Genomic DNA, 19,865 nt, shown 5'->3' on the forward strand with positions numbered 1-19,865 from the left:
AGTTTTTAACCAAAAAAACAATAGTTGTGGACATAACATATCCTTTTTTATCTTCTATTGGCAACAGGATCTGATTAATGATATAAAAAATATCAGTACCTGAATAGTTTATATTATAATGAGAATACTAGTAACAGGAGCTAACGACTTTATTGGATCATATATTACAGCTGAATTATTAAAGAATAATTATAAAGTAATATGCTGTGTTAGAGATGTTGAATCGACCAGGAAAAATTCCCTACTGCAGAAGTGATATACTGTGATTTTAATATAGACCTAACACCACAAAGCTGGATAAATAGGTTAAATAACATAGATATAGTTATTAATGTATCAGGTGTGTTAACGTCTAGTCATGCAATAATATTGGCAATGTTCATGTCAATGATCCAAAGGCTCTATTTAAGGCTTGCACCCTTACTAATGTACAAAGAATTATTCATATTTCAGCTCTTGGAATAGATAATGAAAAAAACACTGCTTATGCTTTAACTAAAAAAGCAGCTGAAGAATATGTACAAAAATTAGGAATATAGACTGGATAATTTTACAACCGTCTCTTGTTTACGCAAGCGGTTGTTATGGTGGTACCTCGCTATTTAGGGCTCTTGCAACATTACCGTATTTTATTCCTTTAATAGGTGATGGTTTACAACAATTTCAACCTATTCATATTGATGATTTAACGAAAGTAATTATTCACTGTATAGAAAGGGAAGGAAAAATCCACACATTATTAAAAATAGTTGGACCAGACATAGTGAACATGAAGGATATCTTGCTTGGATTCAGAAGATGGCTTGGAGTCATGGAAGACTAATAAAAATTCCTTTAATATTCATTAAAATAGCAGCTAAATTAGGGGATTGTCTAAAAATAGGACCCATTAATTCTACTGCGTATAATATGTTACTTCAACCTAATATTGCTGATAAAAAAGATTTTATCGATTTTACTTCTATAATCCCTAGAAACTTGCAACAAGGTTTTGCAACCGAACCTTTAACCGTACAATCCATATGGCACGCTAGGCTTTATTTTTTAAAACCTATAATAAAAATTGTCTTAGGACTATTTTGGATAATGACAGGAATTATTTCAAGCATTTTTGTTTATGATGCTAGTATGCAAATTATAATATCACTAGGATTTGATAAACAAATAGCACCTTACATATTATATGGAAGCTGCTTTACAGATATTATTCTTAGAATTCTACTAATTATCAAAAATAAAATAAATAGGATATGTAGTTTACAAATTTTATTAATACTAGCTTATACTCTACTATTAACATATCTTAAGCCAATATTGTGGCTAGATCCGTTTGGTCCGATATTTAAAAATATTCCAGTAATATTACTTACTTCAGTATTCATGGCAATAGAACGAGATAAATAATGGATTATCTTTTTATAAAAACTATGCATATTATTAGCTCTACCACTTTATTTGGTACTGCTTTTTTTTATGTGGTGGGCAAATAAAACCGGTGATTTGAATGCAACGGTATATGCAACTCGCACTACAATAGCTGATCTTCTTTTTACTACTCCAACTGTGATAATTCAACCGGTTAGCGGCATAATATTAGTAAATATGCTTGGCTATAATTATTTTGATTTATGGCTTACCTTAACTTATATCGGATACATAATCGCCGGTAGTTGTTGGCTTCTGGTGGTATGGATTCAAATTCCACTACGAAATATGGCACTTGAAGCATTAAAACCGCGAATTCCCCTACCGAAAAAATATTATAAATTATTTAAATTATGATTCTACCTAGGCTGGCCGGTATTTATCAGTTTGAGTATTATTTTTTTCTTAATGGTATTTAAACCGCTATAATACTAGTTTAGGATAAATTTTATACTAAATTAGTATTGTCCCGTGGTCAAGCCGGCGTTGTTGTGTGGATACCCACCCATCATTGCGAGCAGTCGTAGGTCTTGTTGCATGCTTCTCTATGTCATTCCCGCCTACGCGGGAATGACATAGAGAAGCAATAATATTTACGCCGGTATATCTGCAATAATCGGTTGTTTTTTGTTTGATTTTGTAGAAATGAGAGAGGTCATTATCGGTTCGACTAAGCCGTTAACTACCTCTTTTGTAATAGTAACACGCTGTTTTTTTAGCTCGGCAACTTTATACATACTATCAAGCAAAAGATGCTCAAGTATTGAACGAAGTCCTCTTGCTCCCGTCTTTTTAGCTAGAGCTTTTTCGGCAATAGTTTCTAAGGCTGAATAATCAATTACAAGCTCAGCATCATCAAGCTCAAATTGTTTCTGATATTGCTTTACTATGGCGTTCTTAGGCTTAGTTAAAATTGTAATTAAAGCTTCTTTGTCTAACTCATCTAAAGTAGTAACGATAGGTAATCTACCGATAAATTCAGGAATTAAACCGAATTTAGTTAAATCCTCAATCTCTAGGGATTTAAGAACCTCACTATTATTTTTCTCTTTATCTATATTTACGTTAGCTGCAAAGCCTATAGAACTATGATTAGTTCTTGAGGTTATAATACTATCAATCCCCATAAAAGCACCACCACAAATAAATAAGATATTTGAAGTATCTAACTGTACGAAATCTTGTTGTGGGTGTTTCCTACCGCCTTGAGGAGGCACGGAAGCAACTGTTCCTTCCATAATTTTAAGTAATGCCTGCTGTACTCCTTCACCCGATACATCCCGTGTAATAGAAGGATTCTCCGATTTACGGGCAATTTTATCAACCTCGTCAATATAAATTATACCTTTTTGTGCTTTTGCTATATTAAACTCAGATGCTATCAATAAACGTAGTAATATATTCTCAACATCTTCACCGACATACCCGGCTTCCGTTAAAGAAGTAGCATCCGCCATAGTAAAAGGTACGTCTAAAATTTTAGCAAGCGTTTGAGCAAGTAAAGTTTTTCCTGAACCGGTAGGACCGATCAGTAAGATATTCGACTTATTAAGCTCAACGTCATTATTGCCGGATTGTACATATTCAAGCCTCTTATAATGGTTATAAACCGCTACTGCTAAAATCTTTTTCGCTTGATCTTGCCCAACTACATAATCATTTAGAATACCACATATTTTTTGCGGCGTTGGAATTGAAGAAGTAATTTGCTTTAAAGCAACTTTATTTTCTTCTTTCATAATATCTGTACATAAATCTATACATTCATCACAAATAAATACTGCAGGACCTGCTATCAGTTTTTTTACTTCATGTTGTTTTTTACTACAAAACGAACAAATCAATGCTTTTTTATCAGCTTCTACTACCATTAACTTTCTTTTTTATGTTTATTTTAACAATTCTTACTATAGTACTCTTGCGTATATATAATAATCTTTATGCTCATTTGCAACTATTTCGTATTTTTTAAGAATTCCTTCCCTAGCAAAACCGCATCTCTCAAGAAGATTAATTGAACGAAAATTATCAGTAATTACTGTTGCTTGTACTCTTATAATACCAATATAATCAGCAAATTTTAAAATATTCTTTATAGATTTTAACATCATACCTTGACCCCAAAAATTAGGATCTAGATCATAACTTATTTCTGCTCTATGATGCTCTAGATTTATTATATTAAAACCGGCAGTACCTATTAATTTATTATCGTCTTTAATGGCAATTCCCCAATAAAAACTTCTATGATTTTTATATAAACTAGACCAATAACGTATTTCCTCTCCGGCTTCTTCTACGTCTTTAGGCCTATTGCTATCAGTTATATAAATAGCCATTTCCGGCTTACTCATATAATTAAAATAATCTTGTGCATCCTCCGCGGCTAACTCTCGTAAAACTATATCGTTTAAATCAAGCACAGGAAAAGGGGCATATAAATGTCCTCTATTTATCATATATACTAACTATTTTTCTGTATAATATAAATATTGCATATTCATATTATACAGAAGATTTTTAAATAATGAGTATACAAGGTGAACAATGGTTTCCACCTTGTATACAAATTTACTTCATATTATTTTATTATTAATTTTATGAGTATATATCTATAATTATACATACTTAATCGGGTCTTGTACATTATTCTTTTTAAAAGCATCAAGTCGTGCAATGCATGATAGACATTGACCACAAGATAAACCGTCTTCTGTTGGATCATAACATGATATTGTTTTACTATAATCTACTCCAAGCTCAAGCCCTTTTTTAATTATTTGCTCTTTGGTCATATTTATTAAAGGAGCATGGATAGTAATTTTTTCTCCATTTACTCCTACCCTAGTTGCTAAATTTGCCATTGCTTCAAAAGATTTTATATATTCAGGACGACAATCAGGATAGTTAGTATAATCATTAGTGTGTACCCCAATAAAAATATCTCTAGCTCCTATAACCTCAGCAACTCCTAGTGCGTAGCTTAAAAATATTGTATTACGTGCCGGTACATAAGTAACCGGTATGCCACTTGGTAATTGATCTGTGTTTTTAAATTTTGGTACATCTATATTATCATCAGTCAATGCAGAACCGATAAATGACTGCAAATCAATATTAATAACCCTATGTTGTTTTACATTATAATCTTTAATTAATCCTTGGATTTTTTGGACCTCCAGACTATTGCGTCTATGATAATTAAAACTTAGAGCATAAATTTCATAATCTGTTTTGCTCACTATCTCAAGAACCGTAGTAGAATCAGGTCCACCGCTTAATAAAATAACTGCTTTTTTTTTCATTGTTTTACCGATAAAGTTAATTTTTGAGATACTAAAGCATTTAAACTAATTTTTGCTCTAAGTGCTTCAAGTACTAAAGCTCGATGCACACGTTTATCTACTCTAACATTAAACTGTCCGCTATACTCTTTCCTAGACGGAGCTAAGGGGATAGATTGATTATGACTTATATAACTTGCTTTCATTAAAGTCCAAGCTTGTTGTAATTCTTGCAGTGCTTTTTCAGGCGAATTGCCAAAAGCTGATACATTCGGTAGCTCTTCAAACCTTGCTAGCCAATCTCCATCCGTATCTTTAAAAAGTTCTATAGTAAACCCATCAAATGTATCATTTGTTTTCATCTTCATTTCCTTTTGCAAAGTTTAAAAATGGTCGAACTTGATATTCTTTTTCCATATTTCCAAAAGTGTGAATAGATAACCTATTTCCTTTGGGCAAGTACCAAATCTGATGGCTACCTTTTTGCCTATCTTTAACCCAACCGCACTTAGTCATTAAAGTATGAATCAAATCCTTTAGGATTTTGTTTAGCTTTCTTTATTTATAAGTTTTATATACTGATTCATGTTGTAACTATATATAGTTATAATATATAAGTCAAATAATATATGTTAATACAATAAATATTCTTGACTAACTCCTTCTGATAATCTAAATTTATGTTGTTAATTTATGGCGGGTGTAGCTCAGTTGGTTAGAGCATCAGGTTGTGGTTCTGAGGGTCGCGGGTTCGAATCCCGTCACTCGCCCCATATTTTGGAATTGTTGTGTGGTTACCAAATCATCATTGCGAAGAAAATTACAAAGTAATTGACGAAGCAATCCAGTAAAAAATGCTAAAATTAGTACTTTTTTGTTATTTTTCTGGATTGCCACGTCGCTTCGCTCCTTGCAATGACGATTTGACATCCATGCAACAACTCCTACAGTCGCTCGCAATGACATTTTTTTCTTATGGATATCAAACTTTTATATAGACTAGCTAAATATCTAAGGTTCTATAAAAAAGATTTGATCATCGTTATGATCTCTTTACTTAGCGTATCAGCTTCATTATTACTAATCGGTAGTGTTTTTAGAAATTTAGTTGATAAAGGCTTGAGCAAAGACCATATTTCATCGGTTGATAAATCTATATTATATATTTGTTTATTAATTATCATCTTAAGTATTGCTAGTTTTTTTCGTTCATATTTTATCAATAATGTTGCTGAAAAGGCAGTTAATCAAATAAGAAAAGAAGCTTATAGTAATTTAATTAATTATGAAATTGAAGAGTTTGAAGAACTAAAAATCGGCGATATAATTTCACGCCTAACAAATGATATAGATCAAATATCTACTCTCATCGTTAATTTCTTATCTTTTTTTATTCGCAATTCGGTGATGCTAATTGGCAGCATTACATTAATGTTTTTTGAAAGCTTTAAACTCGCTTCTATAGTAATTATTACCATTCCTATCTTATTAATTCCTTTAATTAAATTCGGCAAGCATGTTAAGGTTTTATCTAAAAAAGCTCTAGAATCTAAGTCACTTTTAGCATCGGATATTGATGAAACTTTTAATAATATTAGAGCTATTTATGCTTTTAACCATCAAATAAACAAAATTGCCGATTTTGACACTAAATTACAAAACTATTTAATATACTGCAAAACCCGTTTAAAAATTCGTGCTTTATTCTTTGCGATTTCAATAGCCGTTATATTTCTTGCGATTACTTTAGTCGTTTGGATCGGAGCTTCAGATATAGTGAAAGGTCATTTATCTGCGGGACAAATTATCTCGTTTATTTATTATGCGATTATCGCCGGAGTTAGCTGTGGCGGTATTTTTGAGCTACTAAGCGAAATGCATTTACCTGTTACAGCCCTTGAGAGAATAATTACAATTATAGATAAGACACCTATAGCACATAATAATTATTTAGAATTAAATAATTCCGATCCAATCTCGATAGAATTCAAAAATGTTGATTTTACCTATCATTCAAGACCTAATTTAAGGATTATTAATAATATGTCTTTGAAGATAAATGCCAATAAGTTTCTTGGTATTGTAGGTAGATCAGGTGCAGGAAAAAGTACTGTGATACAGTTACTGCTGCGTTTTTACCGGCAAGAAAACGGCACTATCCTTATTAACAATCAAGATATAACTCTTTTAAATCCTGCTGAAATTCGTAAATTAATTGCCTATGTTCCTCAAGAGGCTAGCATTTTTTCCGGCACTATAAAATCAAATATTATATTCGGTAATAATGAAGCAAGCGACGACGAAATAAATGAGATAATAAAAATTACAGGAATAGAAGAATTTGCTGCTAAACTTCATGACGGTATAAATGCTAAAATCGGTGAAAGAGGGGTTAGATTATCAGGAGGACAGAAACAAAGAATAGCTATTGCTAGAGCATTACTACGCATGCCGCAAATTTTGCTTCTTGATGAGGCAATGAGTGCTTTAGATACGATGAGCGAACAGAAATTACTAGAGTCTATAAAAAAAATAATGAGAGGGAACATTATTATATCAATTGCCCATCGAATTAGTAGTATAGAATCAGCTGATTATATTTTAGTCATAGATAAAGGAGGAGTAGTCGCTGAAGGATCACATAATGATTTATCTAAAAACTCAGAAATTTATCAAAATATTTGCAGAGAGCAGTTAACAATATAAAGGGGTATGTCATTCCTGCGAAAGCAGGAATCCAGTCAACCTTAATGTCATACCACGACTTGAGCGTGGTATCTTAGGGCATCATCTGTGACACAAGATCCCGTGGTCAAGCCACGGTATGATACTGAACGCTTTTTACTGGATTCCCGCTTTCGTGGGAATGACAATAAAGTATATAATTGATATATTTGTTACAATAAAAGTTCCTTAGTATAAAAAATTTAAATGTTTAATATAATTTAGCTTGAAAGCTGCCGTAGCTTTGTTATAATCGTAATTACAAAACAAAAAAGGTTTACAAAATGAAAAATTTATTAAAGATTTTATTAATTCTAACTTTCGCGAGCTCAGTGTTTGCTTCATCAATGCAAATGCCTGCCCCAGCTTCAGTTACAACAACCCAAATACAAGCTATGAGTACTGACGATCAACAAGCTTGGGTTGCTAGTTTAACAGCAGATCAGTATAATATGTTAAGTCCTGATGTCCAAAAGTGGGTAATGGAGAATACTACCGATACTCAAAAACAAGCTTTAGGAATTAATCAGTAATATTTTAATTAATTTTTAAAATTGATAGGGGACTGTTAACAAAATAATTTTAATTGATAATTAAAAAGAATTTTTAGCGAAAATTAATAAGAGTTTTGAAGGAATAGTGTGAATCCTATTTTCAAAAAAGCCTTATAATTTGCAGTAAAAATAAATTTAATTAGCTTTAAAATTTATTCTGTTAATAGTCCCACATGTTAGGAATCATTATTATTAACATATATTACTAAAAGTTTCTGCTTGCACTTCCTTTCAGTCTTCCTGTTATCGTGTCATGTATATACTCCTGATAAATAAAAATTGCTAGACGAACATAAATATTCATTTATTCTTTCTTTAGTAAAACAATACACTAATTATTGTAAGCTATAAGAATATAGAAGGCTAATTTGTTGTGTGGCTTTGCTGCCATTCCTGCATCCTTATTTATGTCATTCCCGCAAAAATGTTGTTGCGTGGATCGGTTTTTCCATCATTGCGAGAAAATTTACAATAGTAAATTGATGAAGCAATCTTGGGAAGAATTCCTGAGATTGCCATGCTCACTAAAGTTCGCTCGCAATGACGACTTGGTATCTATGCAACAATGCCTTGCAGGGATGACATCGCGCAAGGCTTTCGGCTTCAATAATACTTTGCTAAAATAACCTCAAACTAACAATTAATTATGAAATTAATTATTACCGTAATCATCATGGAAATACTCACTGGAGCGGAAATAGATTTATTCATTCCAAGTTTTCCTGAAATACAAGATACATTCAACCTTTCAACTTTTATGACAGAGTTACTACTTGGTGTTAATCTAACTGCTTATTGTATTACTTCGCTTATAGTCGGTAATTTAGGAGATAGGTACGGACGCAGACCGATTATTATACTCGGTTTACTGATTTTTAATCTTGGTAGTTTATTTTGTGTATTTGCAAATAATTATGCAGCTATATTATTTGGAAGATTTTTGCAAGGATGCGGGATATCATCGGTTGCAGTACTAGTATATATTGTTCTTGCCGATATTTATTCGGTACAAGAACAGCAAAGATTCATGGGCATTTTAAACGGCACTATTGCCCTTTCTATGGCAATAGCACCGGTTATAGGTAGCTACGTCAATTTATTTTGGGGCTGGCGTGGCAATTTTGTTTTGTTGCTTATAATAGGTTTGATCAGCCTAATTCTTGGTATATTATTTATTCCAAAAAGAGAAGTTAATAAAAAAATACGTATTTCTTTAAAAGAATATATACCTATCTTCAAATCGCCAAAAGCTATATATTATATACTTACAATGATATTTCTTGCACAAGGATATTGGATATTTATTGGGATTGCTCCTATTTTATATATGCAAGATTTAGGTGTAACTTTAGAATATTTCGGACTTTATCAAGGAGCAATGGCAGCTCTATTCTCAATTATGAGCTTTTCAAGCGGTTATTGCTTTAAAAAATTCGGTATTAAAAATTGCTTCTATTTTGGAGTTATATTTATAATACTATTCCTACTAGGCAATAGCATATTAGTTGTATATAATATTAATAATCCTTTAACCATAACAATAGTTACTTTATTATTATCTCTTGGCGTGATATATCCGATTAACATATTATGGCCATTGCTTTTAGAAGCTATTCCGGACGGTAAAGCTCGTATGATGGCTATTTTCACTGTGGCTAGATTGATTTTAACGGCATTTGGGCTGCAATTAGTAGGATTTTTATATAACGGTACTTTTACTCCTCTTGGCATTACTATATCCAGTGTTACACTATTTGGGTTAGTAACATTACCTAAATTATTTAAGTATGATAAAGTCTTTGAGATTTCTAGTAACGTGTAGATGTCTTTATGTCATCAATTGTGTCGTCATTGCGAGGAAAAACTGTAAGTGTTGACGAAACAATCTCAGGAATTTGTTATTATTTCATAAGATTGCCACGCAGCCTACGGCTGTTCACAATGACAAAAAAGCTGATTCACACAGGAATAACCTAGAAACGGATGTAAGAAAAAATAAACAAATGATCAATAACAATTTTATCTTCAAGATAGCTTTCAGATATTTTAGAGCTAAGAAAAACGAAAAGTTTGTTTCTATTATTTCTGCCTTTTCTTTAGTGGGCGTCATGATCGGCGTTGCAGCATTGATAGTAGTCATGTCCGTTATGAACGGTTTTCATATAGAGCTTACTAAAAATATTATCGGCTTAAATGGGGATATAGTGATAAATCGGCAAGGTGGTAGTATTGATAACTATGAAGAGATTAAAGCCAAACTCCTAAAACAAGATTATGTAAAACATGTAACATTCATTGCTCACGGTCAAGCTTTGGCTCTTGGTAAAAGTAATAATAGCGGTGTGCTTGTTAAAGGTATGAAATTAAAGGATCTAAGTATAAGAAATGAAATTTTTAAAAATGTAAATTTTGGTAGTTTTGATAATTTTCACGGCAAAAACGTAATAGCACTCGGAGAACAATTAGCAAGCAATTTAGGCGTAACCGTTGGGGATAAGATTAGATTAATTTCACCGAATAATTCAGTTTCTACCACCTTTGGCAGTATGCCAAGATCAAAAGAATTTAAAGTTATAGCAATTTTCAATAGCGGTATGTATGATTATGATTTGACAACGATATTAATGCCGCTTACCGCAGCACAAAATTTCTTATCTCTCGGCAACGATATTAATTTAATTGAAATTAATAGTCTAGATCCCGATAAAGCTCTCACATATTCACATAAAATACAATCACTCTTAGGTCCAACCCTATATGTATTTAATTGGCAAACCTTAAATTCACAATTTTTAAGTGCTCTTGCTGTTGAGCGTACAGCTATGTTTACTATTCTATCTTTAATTATTACGGTTGCCGCATTTAATATTATTTCAAGCTTATTTATGCTTGTTAAAGATAAAACTTCAGATATTGCAATTCTTAGAACTATGGGAGCAAGCACTAAGCAAATAATGCTTATTTTTATCTATAACGGAATATTTATAGGATTACTTGGCACAACACTAGGTGTAATCCTTGGTGTTACCTTTTCTTATAATATTCAAACTATCAAGAATTATTTGGAGCGTATAACCGGTACTAAAATTTTCGAGGCAGCTATTTATTTTCTTTATAGTTTACCTTCAAAAGTAAGAGCTGAGGATATTATTTTAATTACCTCTTTATCTATAATATTGTGTTTTCTTGCGACAATTTATCCTTCTTATAGAGCCTCAAAATTAAATCCCGTGGATGCCCTAAGATATGAATAATACAGTCCTCATTTTAAAAAATATCTCAAAACATTACAGCCAAGGCAAAATTATTGTTAGAGTACTAGATGATCTTAATCTAACGGTTAATGAAGGTGAATTAATCGCTATAATAGGTTCTTCAGGTAGCGGCAAATCAACTTTACTACATATTGCCGGCTTGCTTGATAAACCTACAAAAGGTCAAGTCATCATACCAAATAGCAAGTATCAAAAATATCATCTCATTCGTCTTCATTATTTAGGTTTTATCTATCAACAACATCACTTACTTAAAGATTTTACCGCTCTTGAAAATGTTATTATGCCAAGGCTTATTAGTGGTCTTGATCAAAAAGAAGCAATAGAAGATGCAACAAAGATATTAGATGATTTAGGGCTTGGGAAAAAACTCTATAATATGCCTGGAGAATTATCGGGAGGAGAAAAACAACGGGTCGCTATAGCTCGGAGCTTAATTAATAAGCCGAAAATTATTTTAGCAGATGAACCGACAGGTAATTTAGATCCCAAAACTACAAATGAAGTATTTAATTTATTTTTAAAAGTAGCAAGAGAACAAAATACCGCAATTATTATGGTAACACATAACCATGAATTAGCACATAAAATGGATAAATTATATAAGCTAAAGCACAGATTATTAAATATAGCTTGATTTAAAGCTCAAAAATTCTAATAATTATATGTAGGTTCTGTGAAGATTTCTAAAAAGATTTAATTTTGGCTCTTTTTTGCTGCAAATTATAAGATTTTTTTGAAATATGAATAACTATTCCTTCAAAAACCTTATAATTTTTGCTAAAAAATATCTTAAAATAGCAAATCAATTAGAAATTTTCACAGAACCCAATATTCTTTTAATAAAGGTTAGTAATGGCTGAGCCTATTATATTTACTCTTTTACTTGGAGATGAAGATCGGATATTAGAGAAAATAAACAAGCAGGAAACTCAAAATAAACTGCCTATTATCCGGCTAGAAGTTAATAAAGCATCACATATACCCGATAAAGAACGTATTTTTTCGGAGATCTTACAAGAATCCCACAAAAAGGACAAAACACCGATTTTTAATATTCAACTTAATAACAATAATATACAACCCATTTTTACGGTACAAGATTTAATTAATTTACAAAATTTAAATATAAAAACTACTATTACTTTTGATCAATATAATTCATTACCCCAAAATTCTGAACTAGAAGCTTATTGGAAGCAAATTATGAAAAAAGTTGATCATGTTTTTTTTACAAATGAAGCAGATCAAAATTTATCTATAGCCGATGGTATAGTACCAAAAGATAAAGCCACTACAATTACGGATATAAGTTTAGTAACATCTGCTTTTAACAATCTTGTATCTGATCGTAAAATTGATCAATTACTTTCCGGTACAATACCTGATAAAGAAAAGCTAGATAAAATAATAAAAAACGCTAAAAATCAAGGCGGTAGAGTGATTATAGAAACTTGGCCTCTTTCTGCAGACGAAGCAACAAATCTTATCACTGCTAAATTCGGTATTACCTCTGAAGATCAAATTTACGGATTGAAACTCGAAATTAATGAAATCTTAAAAGATGCAAATAATGCTGCTGAAAACTTAAAAAAATATGTATCACAAATATCTAGGCAATTTCAAAAAGATTTAGGTAAAACTGAGGTAAATCCTATTGACTTTAATTTTATTAATACAAAGAAAGTTATGAATGATAGACCTAAGGATATACAAGTAGAACAAACAATATCATATGAACCTCCAAAAGCAAACCAACCACAACCGCAAGGTTTTTTTAAAAGAATTTTTAACTATTTTAAAGATATAATAACTAGTTTTAAAGAAGCAATATTCGGCAAAAAAGAAGAACCTAAAACTCACGAATCAACAACTCCAACTACGGAAGCAAAGCCGACAATAACAGAAGAACCACTAACCACTGTTGCATCTTCTATAAATCCACCGCAACAGCAAGCTCCCGCTAATAATCAAAAACCATGGGAAAAATTAGGAATTCCACAGGAAATGTATAAGGAATCTCTAAAAGCAGAACAACAATTAGCCAAACCAGTAATAGAGCCAAAACAGCAGATACCTGAAAAAAAATCATCACTGGTTATAAATACTGAAGATCAAGTTGGTGTTTATAATACAGGAAATATAAAACAACCTACTTATTTATACACTGAAGATGATATAAAAAATATATTGGAAGCAAATATAGATAAGAATATGTTCTCTATATTTCATCATGCCTCTTTAGAAGAGCCGGAAATACTAAAAGATACTCTTCGTGTTACAGTAGAGGATTTAATACTAGATAATAAGCCTGCAATTATACCACTAAATACAGGACATAAACATTGGTTACTCTTAATGGCTAGTAAAGATGATAAAGGTAATATAAACTTTATGTATAATGATCCCTATGGTGAGCCATTGGAATCTCGACCAAAAGTAACAGAATATATTACCGAAATTTATCCCGATGCAAAAATAACAGACCTAAATACCAAGCAACAAGAAAATGTATATGATTGCGGAGTGTTCGTATGCGATAGTGCGATCAAACTCTCTAAAGGGCAAAAAATTCTAACTACTGAAGAATCTAAAGACCAAGGTATAAATTTAAGGAAAGCTCAAGCTAATACATTATTAATACAGCAACAAGCAATAGCGATTGGACACGAATCACGCAAGACATCATCTACAAATAACAAATTTCACAATCTTATTAACAGCCGAAAAACAAAAGATACTGAAAGGAGTCGTTGATAACAAAAAAACATTAGGCAAAATCTATAATTACTAATATAATTATTTATAGTTAATTTATATTTTAACAAAGAATGACTACCATACTTGTGATCGTTATTATAATAATGATCGCATTATCTGCTTTATTTGCCGCTACCGAAACTGCTATTACCGCTTCTTCCCCAGGGAAGATTCATAAGCTTAAAATCGCCGGTAATAAGCGTGCTAAAACAATTTTAGAGGTTCTTAAGAAAAAAGAAAAGGTCATAGGAACTTTATTAATAGGTAATAGTTTAATCAATACTGTTTGTACCACTATTGCTACTACTCTCTTTATTAGCTTTCTTGGAGATAATGGACCCATTGTTGCTTCCGGCGTTATGGCTTTTATAATTATTGTTTTTGCCGAAGTAGTACCGAAAGCAATAGCCGTTGCTAAACCTGAACAATTAGCATTAAAAATGGCTTCAACTATTGTAATATTTTTAAAGCTTTTCAAACCTATTAATATTGCTCTTGATTACATTACAAAAATATTTTGCTTCACATTTCGTATTAATTTAAATCCTCAAATATCAGGAACGGAAGAAGTAAGAGGCGTGATTGAGCATTACCATCAAGAAGGCGGAGTTTATAAATCTGATCGTAATATGCTCGGCGGGATATTAGATATACGTAATATGACGGTATCGGAAATTATGACTCACAGAAGTAGTATTATAGCCCTTAATATCGACCTACCTCATGAAGTGATAATTAAAACTTTATTATCGGGTGCTCATACACGTATACCTTTGTGGCAAGATAATAGAGATAATATAATAGGGATTCTCAATCTAAAAGATTTGCTTAAAGCATTATACGAAAATAATAATGATGCAAAAAAAGTTGATATTAATAAACTTCTAACCCCACCTTGGTTTATCCCTGAGAATGCACTTGTAGTAGACCAGCTACATGCATTTAGAGAACGTAATAATCATTTTGCTTGTGTTGTAGATGAGTATGGTACTCTACTAGGTATTATTACTCTTGAAGATGTTATAGAAGAAATCGTAGGACCTATTACTGATGAACATGATAGACTTAATAATGAAATTATCAAGAAGTCTAATACCGAGTTCATTATAAAAGGAACTACGACTATTAGAGATATTAACCGAGAACTTGATTGGAATTTATCGGATGAAGATGCAAACACTATAGCAGGATTAATAATCCATAAAATTGCTAGAATTCCAAATCAAGGGGAAGTAATTGAAATATTTAATTTAAAGGTAATTATTTTAAAGAAAATTGCCAATAAGATTGATAGCGTAAAAATTACCGTATTACCTACTACCGAGGCAACAATAAGCAGTGAGTGAAATCGGTAATTTTTTACTACTAACAACGATGTACTTGTCGGTTATCGGTTTGTCTTTTGTCTTTTATGTCATTCCTGCGAAAGCGGGAATCCATAAAAAATCTCTACTTTATAGACTGGATTGTCGCTTTCGCGGGAATGACAACTACCTCATTACTTGCCCCTTCTACATAGCTGCCTCATGTACTATACTTGCCTTTTTTACCCTAGTCTATGCTTTTATTATCTCTGACTTTTCACTACAAAATGTTTTCTTAAATTCCAGTACTTTAAAACCTTTAATATATAAAATAGCCGGTAGTTGGTCGAGCCACGAAGGCTCAATGTTATTATGGTTTTGTTTATTACAAATCGTTAGTTGCTGTTATATATTTTTACTTGAAGATAACCGTCTTAAATTTTTATCTATTATTATTCTATCAGCCATACAATTATTTTTTAGCAGCTTTATTTACTTTACCTCCAATCCTTTTAACGTGTTTTCTTTCGTGCCTAAAGAAGGGTTAGGCTTAAACCCGATGCTACAAGATATTGCTTTGAGCATCCATCCTCCTCTGCTTTATTTAGGCTATGTTAGCTATGTAGTACCGTTTACTATTGTTTGTGCCTCTATGTCATTCTCATACCCACTTATGTCATTCCCGCGAAAGCGGGAATCCATTAATGACATAAGACTTCTCAAAACATTTTCCAATATCGGTATCTTATTTACTACCATAGGAATTAGCCTTGGTTCTTGGTGGGCATATAGAGAACTCGGCTGGGGCGGATTTTGGTTTTTTGATCCGGTAGAAAATATTTCACTATTTCCTTGGTTATCCGGAATTATGCTCCATCATTCTATAATTGTAACAACAAAAACCAGACGTATGCAAAACTGGACAGTAATTTTATCCATCATTACTTTTTTATTAGTAATATTTAGTGCTTTTTTAGTACGTTCCGGTTTTATTACCTCAATTCACTCTTTTGCATTCTCACCTGAGAGAGGAATATACTTGCTTGGAATATTTTTGATTATGGGGATTGGTAGTATTGGGTGGTATACTACCACATCATTGCGAGGAAATGCATTAACATTGACGAAGCAATCTCAGGAAGCTAACCGAGATTGCCACAGCCACTTTCGTGGCTTCGCAATGACGCATTGTGGAAACTCCATACTCCTCGGTAATATATTCCTCCTTCTTAGCCTTATTGTGCTAATAGCTGCCACACTTTATCCGCCAATTTACTCTTTATTCGACGATAAATCTATTATTATTAGTGAAACATTTTTTGTTAATAATTTTATTATATTCGTTATCCCTATTCTTGGTACCATAGGATTATTTACTACCAGAAGCTCTATTAAAAAACATATTATAATTCTAATATTATCTCTAATAATTACTTATTTAATATCATTAAAAGTAACATTTAGTGTTATATCGATTTTAACTATAATCGCATCTATATTTCTTATGCTTCATAATATTCATTATCTTTTGGTTAAAACTAATTATTGTAGAAATAGACTTAAAGCAAGTAACGCTAGTATGATCCTTGGGCATTTTGGTTTTGCACTAATTAGTTTTAGTATTACTATGAATACATTATTACAAAGTGAAATGGATTTTACCGGCAGAGTAGGAACAAGTAAAACATTTAACGAATTTAAAGTAACATTGCAAAATATTAAGTTTGCTCAAGGTAAAAATTATTATAGACAAATCGCTGAATTTTGGCTTGAGGATAATAGCCGTAATATAACTATATTAAAGCCGGAAAATAGACTTTATATAGTTGAAAAGAGTTTATCGCAAGAAAGTGATATATACTCTTACTTATTATATGATCTTTACGCAGTTTTAAGTAATATAGACGGCGATATAATCCATGCTAAAATATATTACAAGCCAACGATAAGCTTTATTTGGCTTGGAATTATTCTTACCGCGTCCGGTTTTTTTATTGCACTAATCAGAAAAAATTCTAGCTAATTTGAACCATCACATTTAAGGTTTAAAATTTTAATACTATTCGGATGATCAGCACCGAATTGTTCTATCTGATTATTACGGAATTTTTCATACCAAAATTTCTTAGGTAAAGTACAACTAGCTTTAGCGGCTGCAAAATACATATTACTTATTTCATACACATTTTTCATATTTTCTTTATAATTATTCCAATATATATTTTCAGCAGTAGCATAAGTATCTACCGCCTCCTCATTTTGATTAAGTAACACTAGTGCATCCCCTTCAGCAACAAACGTTTTTGCCAAATCTATATCCGGTGATATAATAATCTCTTTGTTAGGTCTAGTTGGATCATTAAGAAAAATTGCTTTAGCTTTTTTATTCTAGAGCTTCGGTAACATCACCTAAACCTAGTTTTACTCTTGATTTTTGGGTAAAAATTCGTCCAAATACTTGATTTTCCTCTTTTTTACTCGACTTATTCATATCATATACTTATTCTAATAAAGAACGAGCTTCCTGATGTTTCTTAAGATTATTTAATACATCTAATTTAATGAGATATGAACCGGTAAGAAATAAATCTTGAGGTTTCATCCCGTTTTCGATACAAGCATTTATAGTATCGTCAATTCTTCTTAATGCTTCATAATTTTTACCTTGGATATTAAATAATTTAGCTTTTGCATAATATATAGTTGCTATGTCAGTTTGATCTACTAGATTTTGATTGAACATATCTTCCATCATTTGGATATTTTTTTCTGCTTCTTCTAGATTTCCTAGCTGAATATTGGATATAGCCGAACCGAAAACTACATTACATTTTATGGAATCATATACTTTCACTTCATCAAATACCTGCTTAGCTTTCGTATCTATTCAATTGCTTTTTAGGATCTGACCAGGTTCTATAATACCACCCTATGCGTCCTAAATATGCAGCATAAGCAAATTTTTCTTCATTATTCATTGTCCATAATTTAAATTTACCTTTTTGATCGTTTTTATCAAACCAATTTACTAATTTTTTTGAGTTATATAAGTCGGAAGAATTAGCATATTGTATTAATAAATTTATAACTCTAAAATTTTATATATTGATATATCGTATTTTTCTGCATTTTTTGTAATTAATCCGGTATAGTTTTAGCATTTCTAAAAATACGCCCCTTTACTAAACTTTTAGGCATAGACTTAAAAAGATTAGTAACACTACGTTTAAGATATTCTTTATTTCCTTTATCTCCATTTATTTGTAATATTTTGTAATATTTTTTCCATCATGCATTTCAAATATCGGATTAACTTCATTAGGTTCAATATTAGAGATCAAAGCAAATTTAGAAAACTGATAAATATCATCATCTAGACTATGCTTATCTTCAGTAATAGAATTTAATAATTCTTTTGAAACACTTTGATTATTAAGCAATGCTATCCCATCTAGTAATCTCTTGGCACTAGGCTTTAATTCATTGCTAACAAGTTTTATATTTAGCTCAATTTTATCCTTAGAGGCTTTTATCTTTTTCTTGTATTTCTCTAAGTTTAAACCTTGTATTTGATTTAATATTTGTGCTCCTTGAACTATGAGAATCGGATAACCTCCAAATGCTTGAGTCAAACAATTTATTAATTCCAGATTTTTATTTTCCAATATATTTGTTGCAAGTAATGCAGCTTCCGGCTTAGTGAAAGCGTTTGCTTTGATTATGTTAGATAATAATTCATCGTCTTGGGTACAAAATATAATATTACCTTTATACTCCCAATTAATAAAATCCTCTATTTTCTTATTCGCGCCTATTTCTAAATTATCAAACACCAATAACCATTTATCCTTACTTACTAGATAAACCATTAAATCTTTCTTCATCACTGCCATATCTTCTGAAATCACCGGTGATTTTACCTCGGTATTAATAGTTTTAGATAATTTGAGTAATTGCGGCTCTATATTTAGATTACAATCAATCAACCAAATTATGTTATAGTTATCTTTATTTTCATAAGCGTACATTCTAGCAAGCTGCGTTTTACCCATACCACTTACCCCTACTACACTAGATTGCTTATATTTATTAAGATTTTCCTTTAGTTTTTCCAATTGGGATACATGATTTATAAAATAGCTAACCGGTACAACTAAATTGGATATTTGACTTTGAGCAAATATACTGCAGCTTATTAGAAGCATAATAATCACTAATATATATTTTTTTCATAATATTTATTAATTTTAAATTCTTAGCTGTAAAAATTTATATCTTTTCGACTAGAAGTCAATAAAATTTGAGGTTAGTGAAGGTATTGCACGGGGTGGAAAAGTAGGTGATGTCATTCTCGCATAGGCGAAGGGTTGTTGTATGGCTCGTTTATGTCCTTCCCGCGAAAGCGGGACTCCAGTAATTTAAAGATTATACACAATAAGTTTGTAAAATTAAAAGCTCGATTTATCTCGCTTTTTTCTGGATCCCTGCCTACGCGGGAATGTAATAGGTTTTGAGCCATGCAACAAGGCATGTAGGCGG

Annotated in this window: 19 protein-coding genes and 1 tRNA gene; 12 read left to right on the forward strand and 8 right to left on the reverse strand. The window is 31.5% G+C overall.

The window, feature by feature from the left end; translation table 11 throughout:
* Positions 1 to 118: 118 nt before the first annotated feature.
* The 3 genes from ACSFFC_RS00800 (at position 119) to ACSFFC_RS00810 (ending at position 1,782) form a co-directional block, all read left to right on the forward strand.
* A complete protein-coding gene (locus ACSFFC_RS00800) occupies positions 119 to 256 on the forward strand; it encodes an NAD-dependent epimerase/dehydratase family protein (protein ID WP_014410984.1) in 138 nt (45 codons plus the stop codon).
* A 542-nt stretch (positions 257 to 798) separates the two neighbouring features.
* Complete coding sequence (locus ACSFFC_RS00805; RefSeq protein WP_014410985.1) at positions 799 to 1,404, forward strand: DoxX-like family protein; 606 nt, start codon at positions 799 to 801, stop codon at positions 1,402 to 1,404.
* Between the two features lie 51 nt (positions 1,405 to 1,455).
* On the forward strand, positions 1,456 to 1,782 hold the full coding sequence (locus ACSFFC_RS00810) for a DUF2269 domain-containing protein (RefSeq protein WP_231282949.1): 327 nt from the start codon (positions 1,456 to 1,458) through the stop codon (positions 1,780 to 1,782).
* 236 nt (positions 1,783 to 2,018) lie between these two features.
* Here the strand turns inward: ACSFFC_RS00810 and clpX are convergent, their stop codons facing one another.
* From clpX to ACSFFC_RS00835, 5 genes are all read right to left on the reverse strand, one after another.
* Positions 2,019 to 3,296 (reverse strand): ATP-dependent Clp protease ATP-binding subunit ClpX, encoded by a 1,278-nt coding sequence (gene clpX, locus ACSFFC_RS00815; protein WP_014410987.1) that lies wholly within the window; start codon positions 3,294 to 3,296, stop codon positions 2,019 to 2,021.
* A gap of 36 nt (positions 3,297 to 3,332) precedes the next feature.
* Complete coding sequence (locus ACSFFC_RS00820) at positions 3,333 to 3,884, reverse strand: GNAT family N-acetyltransferase (protein WP_014410988.1); 552 nt, start codon at positions 3,882 to 3,884, stop codon at positions 3,333 to 3,335.
* A 159-nt stretch (positions 3,885 to 4,043) separates the two neighbouring features.
* Positions 4,044 to 4,730, reverse strand: a complete 687-nt coding sequence (gene queC / locus ACSFFC_RS00825) for a 7-cyano-7-deazaguanine synthase QueC (protein WP_014410989.1) — start codon at positions 4,728 to 4,730, stop codon at positions 4,044 to 4,046.
* Positions 4,727 to 5,071 (reverse strand): toxin-antitoxin system HicB family antitoxin, encoded by a 345-nt coding sequence (locus ACSFFC_RS00830; RefSeq protein WP_014410990.1) that lies wholly within the window; start codon positions 5,069 to 5,071, stop codon positions 4,727 to 4,729. The genes queC and ACSFFC_RS00830 overlap by 4 nt, the downstream gene beginning before the upstream one ends.
* A complete protein-coding gene (locus ACSFFC_RS00835) occupies positions 5,058 to 5,225 on the reverse strand; it encodes a type II toxin-antitoxin system HicA family toxin (protein WP_004997648.1) in 168 nt (55 codons plus the stop codon). The genes ACSFFC_RS00830 and ACSFFC_RS00835 overlap by 14 nt, the downstream gene beginning before the upstream one ends.
* Before the next feature lie 180 nt (positions 5,226 to 5,405).
* Between ACSFFC_RS00835 and ACSFFC_RS00840 the strand changes: the two genes are divergently transcribed.
* From ACSFFC_RS00840 to ACSFFC_RS00880, 9 genes are all read left to right on the forward strand, one after another.
* Positions 5,406 to 5,482: transfer RNA gene (locus tag ACSFFC_RS00840), tRNA-His, on the forward strand.
* Between the two features lie 202 nt (positions 5,483 to 5,684).
* Positions 5,685 to 7,415 (forward strand): ABC transporter ATP-binding protein, encoded by a 1,731-nt coding sequence (locus tag ACSFFC_RS00845; RefSeq protein WP_014410991.1) that lies wholly within the window; start codon positions 5,685 to 5,687, stop codon positions 7,413 to 7,415.
* Positions 7,416 to 7,717: 302 nt separating this feature from the next.
* Complete coding sequence (locus tag ACSFFC_RS00850) at positions 7,718 to 7,966, forward strand: DUF2673 domain-containing protein (protein ID WP_004997643.1); 249 nt, start codon at positions 7,718 to 7,720, stop codon at positions 7,964 to 7,966.
* A 667-nt stretch (positions 7,967 to 8,633) separates the two neighbouring features.
* Positions 8,634 to 9,809 carry a multidrug effflux MFS transporter gene (locus tag ACSFFC_RS00855; RefSeq protein ID WP_014410992.1) on the forward strand — a complete coding sequence of 392 codons (1,176 nt, stop codon included), beginning with the start codon at positions 8,634 to 8,636 and terminating at the stop codon, positions 9,807 to 9,809.
* 181 nt (positions 9,810 to 9,990) lie between these two features.
* Positions 9,991 to 11,241 (forward strand): lipoprotein-releasing ABC transporter permease subunit, encoded by a 1,251-nt coding sequence (locus ACSFFC_RS00860; protein ID WP_014410993.1) that lies wholly within the window; start codon positions 9,991 to 9,993, stop codon positions 11,239 to 11,241.
* Positions 11,234 to 11,899 (forward strand): ABC transporter ATP-binding protein, encoded by a 666-nt coding sequence (locus ACSFFC_RS00865; protein ID WP_012719960.1) that lies wholly within the window; start codon positions 11,234 to 11,236, stop codon positions 11,897 to 11,899. The genes ACSFFC_RS00860 and ACSFFC_RS00865 overlap by 8 nt, the downstream gene beginning before the upstream one ends.
* Positions 11,900 to 12,117: 218 nt before the next feature.
* On the forward strand, positions 12,118 to 14,019 hold the full coding sequence (locus ACSFFC_RS00870; RefSeq protein ID WP_014410994.1) for a Ulp1 family isopeptidase: 1,902 nt from the start codon (positions 12,118 to 12,120) through the stop codon (positions 14,017 to 14,019).
* A gap of 74 nt (positions 14,020 to 14,093) precedes the next feature.
* Complete coding sequence (locus ACSFFC_RS00875) at positions 14,094 to 15,368, forward strand: HlyC/CorC family transporter (RefSeq protein ID WP_014410995.1); 1,275 nt, start codon at positions 14,094 to 14,096, stop codon at positions 15,366 to 15,368.
* Complete coding sequence (locus tag ACSFFC_RS00880) at positions 15,361 to 17,349, forward strand: heme lyase CcmF/NrfE family subunit (protein WP_081497791.1); 1,989 nt, start codon at positions 15,361 to 15,363, stop codon at positions 17,347 to 17,349. The genes ACSFFC_RS00875 and ACSFFC_RS00880 overlap by 8 nt, the downstream gene beginning before the upstream one ends.
* Here ACSFFC_RS00880 and ACSFFC_RS00885 read toward each other — a convergent pair.
* The 3 genes from ACSFFC_RS00885 to ACSFFC_RS00895 form a co-directional block, all read right to left on the reverse strand.
* Positions 17,346 to 17,636 carry a hypothetical protein gene (locus ACSFFC_RS00885; protein ID WP_014410997.1) on the reverse strand — a complete coding sequence of 97 codons (291 nt, stop codon included), beginning with the start codon at positions 17,634 to 17,636 and terminating at the stop codon, positions 17,346 to 17,348. The two genes, ACSFFC_RS00880 and ACSFFC_RS00885, sit on opposite strands and share 4 nt — an antisense overlap.
* A gap of 190 nt (positions 17,637 to 17,826) precedes the next feature.
* Positions 17,827 to 18,180, reverse strand: a complete 354-nt coding sequence (locus tag ACSFFC_RS00890; RefSeq protein ID WP_014410999.1) for a hypothetical protein — start codon at positions 18,178 to 18,180, stop codon at positions 17,827 to 17,829.
* A 403-nt stretch (positions 18,181 to 18,583) separates the two neighbouring features.
* Positions 18,584 to 19,441, reverse strand: coding sequence for a hypothetical protein (locus tag ACSFFC_RS00895; protein WP_231282951.1), 858 nt, complete (start codon positions 19,439 to 19,441; stop codon positions 18,584 to 18,586).
* Between the last annotated feature and the right edge of the window lie 424 nt (positions 19,442 to 19,865).

It is taken from the genome of Rickettsia parkeri (assembly GCF_051427245.1).
Lineage (GTDB): Bacteria > Pseudomonadota > Alphaproteobacteria > Rickettsiales > Rickettsiaceae > Rickettsia > Rickettsia rickettsii.